Source organism: Ectothiorhodospira lacustris (assembly GCF_022227845.1).
Lineage (GTDB): Bacteria > Pseudomonadota > Gammaproteobacteria > Ectothiorhodospirales > Ectothiorhodospiraceae > Ectothiorhodospira > Ectothiorhodospira lacustris.
Window position 1 is genome coordinate 34,594 of sequence record NZ_JAJNQN010000023.1, and the last position, 15,656, is coordinate 50,249.

Consider the following 15,656-nt stretch of genomic DNA (forward strand, 5'->3'; position numbering starts at 1 on the left):
CATTGTAACGCAGGGCGGCCCGGGGATTGGGCGGGGATGGTAGCCACTCCGCAGGCGTAATCCCGTAAAATACGGCCTGATCACCCACTCATGACGGACCCCCCCTTGAGACTCACGGCCTCCGAATACCGGCACTGGAAGAACAAGTCCATCACCCTGCTGGGCATGTCCGGCGTGGGCAAGACCCGCCTCGCCCATCAGCTCCGCCGCGCCCACTGGTTCCATTTCTCCGGGGACTACCGCATCGGCAGCCGCTATCTGGATGAGCCGATCCTGGACAACATCAAGCGCCAGGTGATGCACATTCCCTTCCTCAAGGAACTGCTGCGCTCCGATTCCATCAGCATCGTCAACAACCTGTCGGTGGACAACCTGCAGCCGGTCTCCAGCTTCCTCGGCAAGCTGGGCAACCCGGAGCGGGGCGGACTCTCCCTGCAGGAATTCAAGCGCCGCCAGCGCCTGCACCATGACGCCGAAGTGGCCGCCATGCGCGACGTGCCCGAATTCATCCTCAAGGCCCAGGATATCTACGGTTTTGATAACGTCATCAACGATGCCGGCGGCAGCGTCTGCGAGTTGGATGACCCCGGGGTCATGGAACTGCTGGCGGAACACACCCTGATCATCTACATCAAGGCCACCGAAGCCAACGAACAGGATCTGATCCGCCGTGCCGAGGAAAGCCCCAAGCCCCTCTATTATCGGGAAGACTTCCTGGACCGGGAGCTGGCCCGTTATCTGGCGGAGAATCAGCTGGAATACGTAGCCCAGATCGACCCGGACGATTTCGTGCGCTGGATGTTCCCGCGCCTGTTCCGGGACCGCCTGCCCCGCTACGAGGCCCTCACCCGGCGCCACGGTTATACCATCAGCTCCGACGAGATCGCACAAGTACGCACCGAGGCCGATTTCAACCGTCTGATCGAACAGGCGCTGGATAGCCAGCGCCCGGAGCGCTGAAGCCACGGCATTCGCCATCCCTCATCACATACGCAGTCAGGACACCCGCCATGCCGCTCGTTGCCCACTCGGAACTGCCCACCTTCTCGCGTCTCAAGCAGGAAGGCCAGACGGTACTGCCCTCGGACTACGCCCTGAAGCAGGACATCCGCGCCATGCACATCGGGCTGCTGAACATGATGCCCGATGCCGCCCTGGCGGCCACGGAGCGCCAGTTCTGCCGCCTGGTGGGGGAAAGCAACCAGATCGCCCAGTTTTACATCCACCCCTTCACCCTGGACGCCCTGGAGCGGGGTCCCCAGGGGCAGGCGCATGTGGCCCGTTACTACGAGCCGCTGGAAAAGATCCAGGAGCAGGGGCTGGACGCCCTCATCATCACCGGGGCCAACGTCACCCAGCCGGACCTGTCCCTGGAGCCCTTCTGGGAACCTCTGGCCCAAGTCATCGACTGGGCCTACGCCAACGTCACCTCCACCTTGTGCTCCTGCCTGGCCACCCATGCGGTGATGCAGTTCCGCTACGGCCAGACCCGCAGCCCCCTACCCTCCAAACGCTGGGGGGTCTACCCCCATCGGGTGGTGGAGCGCACCCATCCCCTGGTGGCCGGGGTCAACACCCGCTTCGATGTCCCTCATTCGCGCTTCAATCACATCTCCCGGCAGCAGTTCGAGACTGCGGGCCTGAAGGTGCTGGTGGAAAGTGATGAAGCCGGAGTGCATCTGGCGGTGAGCGAAGACGAATTCCGTATCGTCTTCTTCCAGGGACATCCGGAGTACGACATCATCAGTCTGCTCAAGGAATACAAGCGGGAGGTGGCCCGCTATGCCCGGGGCGAGCGCAAGGACTATCCACCCTTCGTGGACAATTACTTCTGCCCCCGCAGCCAGGCCATCCTGGAAGAATACCGGGACCGCCTGGACCTGGCCCTGCAACGGGATACCGCGCCGCCGGACTTTCCGGAACAGCTGATCTGCGAGCACCTGGACAACACCTGGCATGATACCGCCGAGGCGGTGATCAACAACTGGATGGGGAACGTCTACCAGTACACCCACATCGACCGCAAGAAACCGTTCCGGGACGAGGTGGACCCCGATGACCCGCTGGGGCGGGTGAAGGCCTGAGTCGCCGCCCCCGCCCCAGCGCCCTCGGCAACGGGGCGGAGATATGCCCCCACTATGCCGCGCTCACCCGACTACCCATGGGCTCGCGGGCCTCCGGCGCCGCCTGCAGGGCCGCCAGGTGCTCCACATCCCACAGCTTCTCCAGCTGACGGGCCAGCATCCCCGGATCCCGCTGCCCGCCGACCCGCAGGCGCACATGGTAACGCCCGCCTTCCAGGCGCACGCTCATGTCCTGCACCTCGAACCCACGGGCACGCACGGTACGCAGGATCCGCTCAAGGCTGCCCTCGGCGGGGCGGGCGAACAACTGGAACTGATGGCTCATGCCACGTCCTCCTGAATCATCTGGTCATTGGACATGCCGGGCCCGACGATGGGCCAGACATTCTGTTCACGCTCAATGGGCAGGTGCAAAAGCAGCGGCCCGGGGGTTTCCAGGCAGGCCCGGATGGCCGCCTCCATGGCATCCGCCCCCTCAAAGCGGCGGGCCGGAATACCGAAGGCCTGGGCCACCTGAACGAAATCCGGGTTGTCGGAAAGATCCACCGAGGACAGACGACCCTCGTAGAACAGCGCCTGCTGCTGACGCACCATACCCAGGTACTGGTTGTCGAACAGCACGATCTTCACCGGCAACCCGTAGCGGCCCAGGGTGGCCAGCTCCTGCACGTTCATCATGAAGGAACCATCACCGCTGACGTTAACCACCCGAGCGTCGGGATGGGCCAGCTGGGCGCCGATGGCCGCCGGCAGGCCGAAACCCATAGCCCCCAGGCCGCCGCTGGTCAGGTGGCGGCGAGGATGGCTGAAACCGTAGTACTGGGCCACCCACATCTGGTGCTGCCCCACATCACAGGCCACATAGGTCTGATCCCCGGCCCGACGGGACAGGGCATCCAGGAACCGCAGGGCCGGAAAACCACCCTCGGGCCGCTGCGGCGGCAGCCTGAACCCCTCTGTCTGCCGAGATCGGGCACATTGGTCACGCCAGGCCTCGATGGCCAGCGGCCGGGCCAACCGCGGCAGCAGATGATTGAGGTCCCCCACCAGGGCCACTTCGGGAGGCCGCAGCTTGGCCATTTCCGCCGGGTCCACATCCAGGTGGATCACCTGAGCCTCGGGGGCGAATGCCGCCAGGCGGCCGGTAGCCCGGTCATCGAAACGGGCACCCACCACCACCAGCAAATCCGCGGCCTGCACCGCCCGGTTGGCGCAGGGGGCGCCATGCATGCCCAACATGCCCAGGTTGCGGGGATCATCGGGTGACAACAGACCGATCCCTTTCAGGGTGGTCACCACCGGCGCACCGGTACGGGCGACAAAATCACGGAACGCCGGCACCGCATGGCCCAGGGCGACACCGCCACCGGCATAGATCACCGGACGCCGGGCGGCGGCCAGCAGCTCGTGGGCACGCTCCAACGCATCCTCGTCCGGCGTACCGGCCTCGCCGGCTGCCTTCACGCCCGGGACGAAACCGGACAACCTGACAGACGCAAGTTGCACATCCTTGGGGATATCCACCCACACCGGCCCGGGACGCCCCTCCTGGGCCAGGTGAATGGCCTCTTCGAGGACCGCTTCCAGCTCACCCACATGGCGCACCAGATAGCTATGCTTGGTGATCGGCAGGCTCAGGCCCAGCACATCGGTCTCCTGGAAGGCATCGGTGCCCAGGAGGCTCGTGGGCACCTGACCGGTAATCACCAGCAGGGGAATGGAGTCCATGTGGGCATCGGCCACGGCAGTGATGAGATTGGTGGCCCCGGGTCCTGAAGTGGCGATGCAGACACCCAGGCGCCCGGAGGCACGGGCATAGCCGTTGGCGGCAAACGCCGCCCCCTGTTCGTGGCGGGTGAGAATATGGCGGATGGGCGAGGCATCCTGGGCCATGGCGTCGTAAAGGGGCATGATGGCGCCGCCGGGATAGCCGAACACCGTCTCTACCTGATGGCGCTTGAGCACCTCCAGAACGGCCCAGGCGCCGTTTCCGGGGCGGCCGTCCGGCGATCGGTGGGGTGAGGCGGTGTCGGCGTCGGCTGGCATGGCCGGTATCTCCTGCGGTGGCGGTCTGTTTGCGGGCGAAAAATGAACAATAAAAAACCCCGGGTTTTCAGGCCCGGGGTTTTTTGGATTCTGATCAGTGTTGCTGGATCGTCAGCGCAATAAGCCCCCGGGCCGTGGTGTGTCCACGACTACCAGTACCAGGAAGCTGACTACGCTGTGAATCATGTGTCTGGATTGCTCAGGTTTTGTTGAGAGCTTGAGCCTGATATTAGGCAGACATGACGAAGATCGCAAGGGAAAATCAGCCATTCACCCGACCGGCAGACAGGCGACGGCACGCCGCAGCACCGCGATCACCGGCTTGCGGCCGGACACCCCCAGATACCGGGCCACCTCCTCCCAGGGGCGCTGCTGGACCACCCGCATCACCAGGGCATCCCGCTCCACCGTACCGGCGCCCTCCAGGGGTGCGGCGGCCCCCGCCAGGCCGCGGATCACCCCTGCACGCAAGGCAGGTAGGCAGGCCTCATGGACCCGCCGACCATGGGCGAAGGCGGCGAACACCCTGCGATCCTCACGGGATAACGGAGGGATGTCCAGGCCATGGAACAGGGAGGCCGCCAGGTCCGGGGCCATCGTCCGCAGGGGATCGGACAACAGCAGGGGCAGCGCGCGGCCAAACTCGGCCTGAACCTGATCCAGCATCCCCTGCCCCTCTGCGGTCAACGCCTGCAGCACGGTCACGGCCCAGCCGCCGCTGCTCACCTCCGGCTTCACCCCCACCCGCACGGGCATGAACCCCTGCCCGGACCAGAAACGCAGCAATGAAGTCGTGCCGCCGAAGCCGGCTCCGACCAGGTCGATACCGTCTTCGCGTGCCTTCTCCACCAGGCACTGCACCAGTGCACGGCCCAATCCGCGCCCCTGAGCGGCAGGATGAACGGCGATGCGTACCACGCGCCGATAACGCAGCCGGCCGCCCTCGGGCGGCATGCCCCCGTACAGCATCAGGCTCACGGGCAGAAAATGCCCCTGAGGGCGGCGCTCGCCCTGCCATACGGCCCGGCACAGTCCCGCGTCCAGTTCACCTTCATCCGCCACCAGGGCCACGGCGGCCACCCGCCCCTGATATACCCAGGTGACCACCCGCAGACCAGGATCGTCAAGCATCCGTTGCAGATCCGACGGACGGGTGCGGTAATGGGCCAGGGTCAGCAGGCCGAAGATCTCTCTCAGCAAAACTTCATCCCCGGCCAGGCGCTCACGGGACCACGGCTTCAGCCCACAGGCCTCAGGCCGGGCACCGGCCATGGACGCATCCGGCACCGCTTGCGCGTCCAGCAACAGGCAGCGGGCCATGAGGGCTTCCAGCGGATCATCCGCGGCCCAGCGCGCCGGGGTTTCCAGATGCAGGTGACGGGTATCGGGCACGCGCTGCGCAAGGATGCGGAGAAAGCGCACGGCAAACCCCCGCCCGCCCCCCTCATAGCCGTGGACGGTACCCGTGAAGGCCATTGGACAGCCGGCCGCCAGACAGGCCTCCAGCCACTGATTCAGCCACTGCACGGGGATGCCTGCAGCCTCATCCACCAGCATCAGACCCGGGACCGGCTCGGGGATGCTATCGGGCGGGAAATACTGCAGCGTTGACGACCCCAGGCGCAGCCGGCCCGGCCCTCGCTCCACTGCGTCCGGGAGTAACCGTACGGCCTGCTCGAACAGCGGCCCCAGGGCCGAGAGCCGGGGCGCCGTCACACCGATATGGACACCATCGCCGCTTGGCCGGGAGGCCATCATGAGTCGTGCTGCGGCGATACCCAGGGCGGCGGTTTTGCCCCGACCGCGATCGGCCATGACCACCAGCGCCGTCGGTGTTCTGCCCGCAGTGAGAGTTTGCAGTGCCTGTACGGCATCGCGCTGATCCTCGGTCAGACAGGGGTCCTCGGCCGGCACGTGAGGGGAGCGGGCCTTCGGCACAGGCCACGATGGCAAGGCCGCGTCCGGCCCCATGATCGGCACATCGGCACAATGGAGTTGCTGCCGGAGACGGTGCAGAAACAGAGACGCCGGAGCACCTTCCGAAGCAGGCAGAATCAGCAACAGGACACCCCCACCCCTCACCGCCCCGGAGGCGGCGCCCAGGGCATCGGCGGACAGCCCGTCGACGGCATCGAAGACCAGGGCGTCCAGATCCCTGCCCAGCAGGCTGTCGGCCTGGGGTAACGGAACATGCTCGACGGCAACCGGGAGTCGCCCCCCGACCCAGACCACGCGGGCGTCGGCAGGCAGGGCTGCACACCACTGCGCGGCCTGAATCCTTGAAACATCATGGGCTTCCAGGCAGATCAGGTGGCGATGCAGAGAAGGAGATGGCGGCATGGCTACGTTTCCTTATGAAGCGGGGAGCGCATGGTCGATTGCCCTATTTGTGACGGAGTTTGCAATTTCCGGACAAATATCAAGAAATTGAAACGGAATAAAGGCAAATTAGTGATGGCGCCCCGCCAAGGCCGGGCGTATGATGAGAGGCGCAGTCGCCCTGTTATTCGCCATGCACGGAAGTCAGCCTGTATTCTCAAGGCCTCTACCGCCGCCGGGTACGGCAGGAACGCTGCGAGTATATTTTTTCCTACGAGGTAATACGCAGTGCTGACTGGTACCGTGAAGTGGTTCAATGAAGGCAAGGGCTTTGGTTTCATCACGCCCGACGACGGTGGCAAAGATATCTTTGTCCACTTCTCCGCAATCGAAGGCGGTGGTTTCAAGACCTTGGCCGAAGGCCAGAAGGTGAGTTTCGAAACCCAGAAAACTCCGAAAGGTCTGGCGGCTTCCAACGTCAAGCCCGCCTGAAGTCAGGGATGGCTGGATCCTGATCCGCATGGATCGTACTCGATCCGTCGGGTTGGTATACACCGAATCCGCAGACAGGAACCCCGCCATTGGCGGGGTTCTTCATTTGTGCTATCGATTCAGCAGCTTCTCGATCTGGGCAAAACTCTGCACCGGCCCCTCGGCAGAGATCTCCACCCCCAGCTGGCGCCCGATCTGAGTCAGCGAAAACACGCCCCGCACCACTTCCCGCCCGCTCTCGAACTCCACCACCAAGCCATGCTGACGTCCAGCCTCCCGCAAGGTGGTGACGACATCCCCGACCCGTGCCAGCACCACGTCGTAATGATCGATGGCGCTGATGTCGTTGCGGTGGGTCATCACATGCTTCACCGACAGCTCGTTGTGGGCAATGCGCTCATCGGACACCACCTTCACCGGGCGCTCACCCATGATGTCACGGGCGGTGACCACACCCTGGATCTGGTCGTCATCGGAGACCACGATCAAGAGACGCACCCCGGAGTGGATCATCTTCTGCAGCGCGGCATCCATGGCGGTTTCGGGAGAGACGGTCACGGCCTCCACCCGGCGAAAGTCCGTCATCACATCCACGGCCGGGTCTTCCAGGGTGACCCGCTGCGGCAACCCCTGACGGAAACGATGCACCACCGCGTCATCGGTGAGGGCATGGGAGGGAACAAGAGTGTAACGAGCCATCAAAACCTCCTGATCGTGGCGGGAAAACCCAGCCTTGTTGTTATGTAGCCTGCAACAGCGAGTCTAGCACGGCCCTCGGATCAGGCATCGAACAGGGCGCGTAGCTGGAGGCCGGGGTCCGGCGCCTTGACCAGGGCTTCGCCCACCAGGAAGGCATGCACCCCGGCCCGGCGCATGCGGGCTACGTCCTCGGGGGTGTGGATACCGCTCTCCGTCACCACCAGACGGTTCTTCGGGATGGCCGCCAGCAGATCCAGCGTGGTCTCCAGGCGGGTTTCGAAGGTTCGCAGGCTGCGATTGTTGATGCCGATGATGCAGACATCCAGGGCCAGGGCACGCGCCAGCTCATGGGCATCATGGACTTCCACCAGGACGTTCATGCCCAGATCATGGGAGAGCTTGAGCAACTCGGAGAGCCGGGCGTCGTCCAGGGCGGACACAATCAGGAGCACGCAATCGGCCCCCATCACCCGGGCCTCGTAGACCTGATAGGGGTCGATGATGAAGTCCTTGCGCAGCACCGGCAAGGTACAGGCGGCACGGGCATCTTCCAGATAGGCCTCATGCCCCTGGAAGAAGTCACGATCCGTCAGCACCGACAGACAGGCGGCGCCGTGCTGCGCATAGGTGCGGGCAATGGCCACGGGATCAAAGTCCTCCCGCAGCACGCCCTTGCTGGGGCTGGCCTTCTTGATCTCGGCGATCACCGCAGGCCGTCCCGCGTTCACCCTATCCTCCAGGGCCTGCAGGAAGGGACGCACCGCCGGGGCGGCGTCCACGAAACGAGCCAGATCCTCCAGGGAGGTCCGGGCACTGCGCTCATCCACCTCTTCGCGCTTGCGGGCCAGGATCTTCTTGAGAATATCAGGGGTATCGGTCATGGGGTTCACGCCTTCAGGGATTGGGAGACACGGGCCAACTCGTCCATGCGGGCCGCAGCAGCCCCACTGTCGATCACCTCGCCCGCACGCTGAACCCCCGCCGCCATGGAATCCGCCAGGCCCGCCACATGGATGGCGGCCCCGGCATTGAGCATGACGATGTCCCGCGCAGGTCCCGGCTCACCGGCAAAGACCCGACGGATCAGGGCCAGGCTCTCTTCGGCACTGCCCACCCGGACGGCATCCAGGGGGGTACGCCGCATGCCGAACTGTTCAGGGGCGATGATGCAGGTGGTCACCTCGCCGCCGCGCAGCTCCGCCACCCGGGTGGGTGCGCCGATACTGATCTCGTCCAGGCCGTCCTCCGCATGCACCACCATCACATGCCGGCTACCCAGCAGCCTGAGCACCTGGGCCAGAGGCTCCAGCCAGTGGGTGCTGAACACCCCCAGCACCTGATTGGGGGCGCCGGCCGGATTGGTCAACGGTCCCAGCACGTTGAACAGGGTGCGCACGCCCATCTCCCGCCGGGGACCCACCGCGTGCTTCATGGCGCCGTGGTGCTTGGGGGCGAACAGGAAACCCACGCCCACCTGGTTGATGCACTGGGCCACCTGCTCCGGAGCCAGTTCCAGGTTGACCCCGGCGGCCTCCAGCACGTCGGCACTGCCGGACTTGCTGGAAACGGAGCGGTTACCGTGCTTGGCCACCCGCCCACCGGCGGCCGCCACCACGAAGGCGGAGGCGGTGGAGATGTTGAAACTGCCGGAGGCGTCACCCCCCGTGCCGCAGGTATCCACCAGGTGCTCGGCTTCCACATCGACCCGGGTGGCCAATTCACGCATCACCGAGGCGGCGGCGGCCACTTCATCCACCGTCTCCCCTTTCATGCGCAGCCCGACCAGGAAGCCGCCCATCTGGGCGGGGGTGGCCTCGCCGGTCATGATCCGGCGCATGACGTGGACCATCTCGGGTCCGGAAAGGTCGCGATGTTCAGTGACTGCGCGAATGGCTTCCTGCATGTTCATGGTGTAGCCCGCCCCCTGTCGTCGTGTGTCGTTGGATTGTTGCGGCCACCCGAGGATGGGTCAACCCGGGCCGGGGCCTCCAGAAAGTTTCTCAGCAGGTCGTGGCCATGCTGGGTCAAGATGGATTCCGGGTGAAACTGAACCCCTTCCACGTCCAGGGTGCGGTGGCGCACCCCCATGATCTCGTCCAGCGCCCCAGCCGGGGTCTCGGTCCAGGCAGTGACCTCCAGGCAGTCCGGGAGGGAGGCCTTTTCGATCACCAGGGAGTGGTAACGGGTGGCCTCGAAGGGATTGGCCAGCCCCCGGAACACCCCCATGTCCTTGTGATGGATCATGGAAGTCTTACCGTGCATGATCTCCCGGGCATGCACGATGCGGCCGCCGAAGGCCTGGCCGATGGACTGGTGCCCCAGGCAGACCCCCAGGATGGGGACCCTGCCGGCAAAACGACGGATGGCGGCCAGGGAGATGCCCGCCTGATCCGGGGCACAAGGGCCCGGGGAGATGAAGATCCGCGCCGGGGCCAGGGCCTCGATCTCGTCCAGGGTGATGGCGTCGTTGCGCCGCACCTCCACATCGGCCCCCAACTCGCCCAGATACTGGACCAGGTTGTAGGTGAAGGAATCGTAGTTGTCGATCATCAGCAGCATGTGTGCCGTACCCCAGTAGGTTGGCCGGGAGATGGAAAGGGCGGCGACAGCGGTATCAGGATCGGCCCTTGCCGCGCATCGAGGCGGGCTGGATCTCCAGCCCCGACTCCGCCATGGCCACGGCACGGAACACGGCACGGCCCTTGTTCATGGTCTCGGCCCATTCGTTGTCGGGCACGGAATCATGGACCACGCCGGCGCCGGCCTGGATATGCAGGATCTGGTCTTTGATCACGGCGGTGCGGATGGCGATGGCGGTGTCCATGTTGCCCTGCCAGGACAGGTAGCCCACGGCACCGGAGTAGATGCCCCGTTTCACCGGCTCCAGTTCGTCGATGATCTCCATGGCGCGGATCTTGGGGGCACCGCTCACGGTACCCGCCGGGAAGGTGGCCCGCAGCACGTCCATGGCGGTCATGCCGGGCCGCAGCCGGCCCACCACGTTGGAGACGATGTGCATGACGTGGGAGTAGCGTTCCACCACCATGCGCTCGGTGAGTTGGACGCTACCGATGCGGGAGACGCGACCGGCGTCATTGCGGCCCAGGTCGATGAGCATGAGGTGTTCGGCGATTTCCTTGGGATCGGCGAGCAGGTCCTGCTCCAGGGCCCGGTCATCGGCCTCATCCTCGCCGCGGGGGCGGGTGCCGGCAATGGGTCTCACCGTGACCACCTCGTCCTCCAGGCGCACCAAAATCTCCGGGGAGGAGCCCACCACGTGGTGATCGCCCAGGTCCAGGTAGAACATGTAGGGGGAAGGATTGAGACTGCGCAAAGCCCGATAGAGATCCAGGGGGCGGGCACCGTAGGGAATGGAGAGGCGCTGGGACAGCACCACCTGCATTACATCTCCATCGACGATGTACTGCTTGCAGCGATCCACCGCCGCCTTGAAGCCATCCTCGGTAAAGCCGGAGATGAAGTCCGACTCGCTGACCTTGCGGGGCGCGGGGTGGACCGGCGGCAGATGGGTGATCCGGCGCAGTTTTTCGTGCAGTTCCTCCAGGCGTCGCTCGGCGGACTCACGTTCCCCGGCACCGGCATGGACCACCAGGTAAAGCCGTCCCGCCAGGTTGTCGTAGACCACCACCTCGTCGGAGACCATGAGCAGGATGTCGGGCACACCCAGGGGGTCAGGCTTCTCAACGCCCCCCAGGCGGGGCTCGATGTAGCGTATGGTGTCGTAACCGAAATAACCCACGAGCCCCCCGGTGAAACGGGGTTGATCCGCCAGATCAGGCACCCGGAAGCGGGTCTGGAAGGTCTCGATCCAAGCCAGCGGATCGTCCACCCGGATCTCTTCCACCACCTGGCCGGACTCCTCCACGCAGATCTGATGCCCGCAGACCCGTACCACGGTACGGGCGGGCAGACCGACGAAGGAATAACGGCCCCATTTCTCGCCCCCCTGGACGGACTCCAACAGGTAGGAATAGGGACCGGAACCCAGCTTCAGGTAGGTGCTCAGGGGGGTGTCGAGATCGGCCAGGACCTCGCGGACCAGGGGGATGCGGTTGTAACCCTGGCGGATCAGATCATCGAATTGTTCGGGACTCATGGGACATTTCCGGTGGACAGGTCGGCACAGTGGGTGGACAGGCTGCTGTCACCCACGCCATCGCGTCGACCGGACTAGAATGAGAATCCCAGGCATCAGGCTATCTGCTCCATGAGCCCCGGCAGTTGATCGAGGCTGTCGATGACCGAATCCGGCTTCTGCTCCCGGATATCCTGGCCGTGATTATAACCATAAGTGACGCACACAATGCCAAATCCGGCGGCACGGGCGGCCTTCACGTCGCTGCGGGAATCCCCCACCATGAGGGCATCCTTGGGATGGACGTCAAACTGATGGGCGGCATACAGCAGAGGCGCCGGATCGGGCTTCTTCTGCGGCAGGGTATCGCCGGCCACCACCAGTTCGAAAAAGTGATCGATCTCCATGGCCCGCAGCAGGGGCGCCGTGAACCGGGCTGGCTTGTTGGTCACGCAGCCCAGCCGCAGGCCGGACTGTGCCAGGACCTCCAGACCTTCGCGCACGCCGGGATAGAGCCGGCTGCGGCCGGTGTTGTTGTCCCGGTAGATCTCCATGAACAGGGCCAGCGCCCGTTCGTAGAGATCCGCGGCGGGCTCGGCCTCCATGTCGCCGGTAAGGGCGCGCTTGACCAGGCGCTCCACCCCGTTACCCACCCAGAGGCGCACCTTGGCCTCGCCCCGCACGGGCATGCCCAAGGCCTCCATCATACGGTCCACGCTGAAACTCAGGTCCGGCACGCTGTCCACCAGGGTACCGTCCAGGTCGATGAGCACCATCTTGGGCTGCGGAATCGTCATGGGCTTCATACCTTGGCCAATTCAGCCCGCATGGCGGCGATGATACTGTCATAGCGGCTCGGGTCTTCCTTCCGGGCGGCGCCGAAGATGGCGGAGCCGGCCACGAAGGTATCGGCACCGGCGGCCTTGATCTTAGCGATGTTGTCCACCTTCACACCGCCGTCGACCTCCAGACGGATATCCAGCCCGGACTCATCGATGCGGCGGCGGGCCTCCTTGAGCTTTGCCAACGTGGCGGGAATGAAGCTCTGGCCGCCGAAGCCCGGGTTCACGGACATGAGCAGGATCATGTCCACCTTGTCCATCACGTAGTCCAGGTGGGACAGCGGGGTGGCGGGATTGAACACCAGGCCGGCCTTGCAGCCCTCGCTGCGGATCAACTGCAGGGTGCGGTCGATGTGCTCGGAGGCCTCGGGATGAAAGGTGATGTAGTCGGCACCGGCCTTGGCAAAATCGGGGATGATGCGGTCCACCGGCTTGACCATGAGATGCACATCGATGGGCGCAGTGACGCCGTGCTTGCGCAGGGCCTCGCACACCAGGGGGCCGATGGTCAGGTTGGGGACATAGTGGTTGTCCATCACATCGAAATGGACGATGTCCGCACCGGCGGCCAGCACCTGAGTGACTTCCTCACCCAGCCGGGCGAAGTCGGCGGAGAGGATGGAGGGCGCGATCAGATCAGGTTTTGCCATGGGTCTTTGCCTCGTTATTGTCGGCCATCCCCGCGCCCGACAGGGACCGGGCGGAGATAACGTTATTCGGTTTGCTTCCTTGGGTGGTGGAGGCAATGTAACCCAAGGCGCCGGGAAAATTAAGCATGGGGTGATGATGCACGGCCGGAGAATCACCCAGGAGGAACCGTACGCATCGGCGGATGAGTTCTATAATTCCTGCAACGCTGTTTCTGGCCTGCCACATCCGGGCTTCGCGTGCCGCGGCCGGACGCGCCGTGGTTGGCGAATGTTTCTCTGGCTTGCCGATGTTCAATCAATACTCACCACCCGACGGCCACATCTCCGGCGCAAAGCGTACCACCTGATTGCGACCGTTCTCCTTGGCCGCGTATAGGGCCACGTCGGCGTATTTGAGCACCTGCCAGAAGGCCTGGGCGTCGTCCGGGTAGGCGGCAAGGCCGATGGAGAGGGTCTTGTGGAGCTCGCCGCCGGCCACCTTGAAGGGGTGAGCCTCCACGGCCCGGCGGATCTTGTTGGCCACATCCATCGCCGCCTCGGCGCCGGTGTCCAGGAGGATGATCATGAATTCCTCGCCGCCGTAGCGGATGACCAGATCGGATTCGCGCAGGTGGGCCTGGAAAATCTGGGCCAGTTCCCGCAGTATTTCGTCGCCCACATCGTGCCCGTAGGTGTCATTCACGGTCTTGAAATAATCCAAGTCCAGCATCAGCAGCGTCATGGGCATCTGACGGCGCTTGCACTGGGCCACCAGGCTGTCGGAATACTCCTCCAGAAAACGGCGGTTGTGCAGGCCGGTCATGGCGTCCTTGAGGCTGGATTCCCTCAGGCTGGCCATCAGGCCCTTGGCCTGAAGCACCGGCGCCGCTTCCCGCAGATAGGCGCTGATCAAGGGGCGGGCACGGATCAGCGCCGGGATGTTCTGGGGCGCCACCACCAATTGCACCACGCTGCCCACGCCGCCGGACTGGATGATGGGCAGGCACAGATAGCTGTACCCGTCGGCCAAGGCCTCGCTGGCGAAGGCACGGCACAGGTGGCGGTTCTCGACGCCATCGATGGCATGACCGGTGCGCACGGCCCGGCAGGTGGTGCAGTGTTCCAGGATGTCGGGGTGGCACCAACGAATGTCGTCGCGAGTCACCCCGTCCACGATCACCGTATCCATCAAGCGCTTGTCCCGGTCCACCTGATAGATGGAGAAATGCTCCATGCCGAATTCGGTGTGCAGGACCTCACTGATGCGGACGAACACCTCCTCGGTGTTCTGGTCCTCCTCGATGGCCTGCTTGAACTGGGCCACCTTCACCAGGCCCGAGACCGTGGCGGCGGTCTCCTCCAGCAGATTGGCCTTGGGGTCCGGAATGGTATTGACCAACTGGGCCACATGGTCGCGGATCTCGGTCAACTTGTGGGTGATGGCGTCGGCCATCTGGTTGAAGTGGTTCGCGATCTGCCCGATCTCGTCACGGCTGCGACTGCGCACCCGTTGACTGAAGTCTCCACCGCTGGCCAGGCTGGCGGCCTTGCGAACCTCTTGGGTGGTCTCCACCAGAGGACGAAGCAGACGCCCCAGAAAGATCATGGACAGCACGGCGAACAGGCCCATGATGACCACCAGGAACAGGGCCGCGCCTATGCCGGCGGTCTTCATGTGGTCCACGGAGACAGTCAGTGTGACAGCGCCCAGGGCGACACCCTCAGGGGCCTGATGGCAGGCCATGCAGTTGATGTCTCCATTGGAGGAAGCGATGTAGGGAATCGTGGCCCGGAACTCATCGCCGAGCAGTCCGCCGATCAACCCGAAGTAAGGCTCGCCACTGGCCAGCACCCGGCGGTCGATATCATCGGCCTGGGTCTCCATCGGCAGGCCTTCGCCGTGCTGTGCGATGACCCGTTCCCCACGGATCACCCGCACCTCGTTAAGGCTGTTCACCTCCGCCAACCGCCGCAGCATGGAGGCCCGCCGGTCAATGGTGCCATTGAGCATGGCCTCGGTGAGGGAGACACGGATCATCTCCGCCGCCGTGCGGGTGTGCTCGGTGGCCGAGCGCATGGAGAAATCCCGGATCAGCGCCATGCTGGACAGACCGATGACCAGCATCATGGCGAGCATGACCACGAGCAGGGCACCCATGGCCTTGGTTTGCAAGCGGCTGCTGGTCACTGGAAACCTCGCGACCCCATAGCGGGGTAAATCTCTCCATTGTACGCCCTCAAGGCCCGGTTTACCTGGGGCTATCGGAATCTCAAGCCGGAGTACAGGACGAATAAACACCGTTTTTCCGTCCGGCCCAAGGTCCAATGCATGCTACCGCAGCGACAGCGGTCGCCCCAGTCGCTCTTCAGGTGTCCAGGCGGAAATGAAAGGGCGAGGGAAAGCTGTTGCAAGGCCTTTAACCTACAATTCTAGTCGGGCATAACGCGG

Annotated in this window: 15 protein-coding genes; 3 read left to right on the top strand and 12 right to left on the bottom strand. The window is 64.5% G+C overall.

What is annotated here, in order from left to right; all coding sequences use genetic code 11:
- The first annotated feature begins 105 nt into the window (after positions 1-105).
- Positions 106-960: an ATPase gene (locus tag LQ956_RS14270; protein WP_238630280.1), complete on the top strand. Its 855-nt coding sequence runs from the start codon at positions 106-108 to the stop codon at positions 958-960.
- A gap of 50 nt (positions 961-1,010) precedes the next feature.
- Entirely contained in the window at positions 1,011-2,084 is a 1,074-nt protein-coding gene (gene metA, locus LQ956_RS14275; protein ID WP_238623036.1) for a homoserine O-succinyltransferase MetA, read from the top strand.
- 52 nt (positions 2,085-2,136) lie between these two features.
- Here metA and LQ956_RS14280 read toward each other — a convergent pair whose 3' ends face one another.
- The 3 genes from LQ956_RS14280 to LQ956_RS14290 all read right to left on the bottom strand — a co-directional run bounded on the left by LQ956_RS14280 (position 2,137) and on the right by LQ956_RS14290 (position 6,470).
- Positions 2,137-2,409, bottom strand: a complete 273-nt coding sequence (locus LQ956_RS14280; protein ID WP_238623035.1) for an ACT domain-containing protein — start codon at positions 2,407-2,409, stop codon at positions 2,137-2,139.
- Positions 2,406-4,130: an acetolactate synthase 2 catalytic subunit gene (ilvG, locus tag LQ956_RS14285; RefSeq protein ID WP_238630271.1), complete on the bottom strand. Its 1,725-nt coding sequence runs from the start codon at positions 4,128-4,130 to the stop codon at positions 2,406-2,408. Before ilvG ends, LQ956_RS14280 begins: the two co-directional genes overlap by 4 nt.
- Before the next feature lie 270 nt (positions 4,131-4,400).
- The gene (locus tag LQ956_RS14290; protein WP_238630270.1) at positions 4,401-6,470 is read right to left on the bottom strand and encodes a tRNA(Met) cytidine acetyltransferase TmcA; all 2,070 of its coding nucleotides are present in this window, start codon (positions 6,468-6,470) and stop codon (positions 4,401-4,403) included.
- 267 nt (positions 6,471-6,737) lie between these two features.
- Here LQ956_RS14290 and LQ956_RS14295 point away from each other — a divergent pair, with 267 nt between their 5' ends.
- Positions 6,738-6,941, top strand: a complete 204-nt coding sequence (locus tag LQ956_RS14295; protein WP_238623032.1) for a cold-shock protein — start codon at positions 6,738-6,740, stop codon at positions 6,939-6,941.
- A gap of 111 nt (positions 6,942-7,052) precedes the next feature.
- On the opposite strand, the gene LQ956_RS14300 is transcribed toward LQ956_RS14295, so the two are convergent.
- From LQ956_RS14300 to LQ956_RS14340, 9 genes are all read right to left on the bottom strand, one after another.
- Positions 7,053-7,640, bottom strand: coding sequence for a CBS domain-containing protein (locus LQ956_RS14300; protein ID WP_238623031.1), 588 nt, complete (start codon positions 7,638-7,640; stop codon positions 7,053-7,055).
- A gap of 80 nt (positions 7,641-7,720) precedes the next feature.
- The gene (trpC, locus tag LQ956_RS14305; RefSeq protein WP_238623030.1) at positions 7,721-8,521 is read right to left on the bottom strand and encodes an indole-3-glycerol phosphate synthase TrpC; all 801 of its coding nucleotides are present in this window, start codon (positions 8,519-8,521) and stop codon (positions 7,721-7,723) included.
- Positions 8,522-8,526: 5 nt separating this feature from the next.
- The gene (trpD, locus tag LQ956_RS14310; RefSeq protein ID WP_238623029.1) at positions 8,527-9,549 is read right to left on the bottom strand and encodes an anthranilate phosphoribosyltransferase; all 1,023 of its coding nucleotides are present in this window, start codon (positions 9,547-9,549) and stop codon (positions 8,527-8,529) included.
- Complete coding sequence (locus LQ956_RS14315) at positions 9,546-10,199, bottom strand: aminodeoxychorismate/anthranilate synthase component II (protein WP_238623028.1); 654 nt, start codon at positions 10,197-10,199, stop codon at positions 9,546-9,548. The genes trpD and LQ956_RS14315 overlap by 4 nt, the downstream gene beginning before the upstream one ends.
- A gap of 55 nt (positions 10,200-10,254) precedes the next feature.
- On the bottom strand, positions 10,255-11,757 hold the full coding sequence (gene trpE / locus LQ956_RS14320; protein WP_238623027.1) for an anthranilate synthase component I: 1,503 nt from the start codon (positions 11,755-11,757) through the stop codon (positions 10,255-10,257).
- A gap of 95 nt (positions 11,758-11,852) precedes the next feature.
- Positions 11,853-12,533 carry a phosphoglycolate phosphatase gene (locus LQ956_RS14325; protein WP_238623026.1) on the bottom strand — a complete coding sequence of 227 codons (681 nt, stop codon included), beginning with the start codon at positions 12,531-12,533 and terminating at the stop codon, positions 11,853-11,855.
- Between the two features lie 5 nt (positions 12,534-12,538).
- Positions 12,539-13,228: a ribulose-phosphate 3-epimerase gene (rpe, locus tag LQ956_RS14330; RefSeq protein WP_238630269.1), complete on the bottom strand. Its 690-nt coding sequence runs from the start codon at positions 13,226-13,228 to the stop codon at positions 12,539-12,541.
- Positions 13,215-13,523, bottom strand: coding sequence for a hypothetical protein (locus LQ956_RS14335; RefSeq protein ID WP_238630268.1), 309 nt, complete (start codon positions 13,521-13,523; stop codon positions 13,215-13,217). The genes rpe and LQ956_RS14335 overlap by 14 nt, the downstream gene beginning before the upstream one ends.
- Positions 13,524-15,395, bottom strand: a complete 1,872-nt coding sequence (locus LQ956_RS14340) for a sensor domain-containing diguanylate cyclase (RefSeq protein WP_238623023.1) — start codon at positions 15,393-15,395, stop codon at positions 13,524-13,526.
- Between the last annotated feature and the right edge of the window lie 261 nt (positions 15,396-15,656).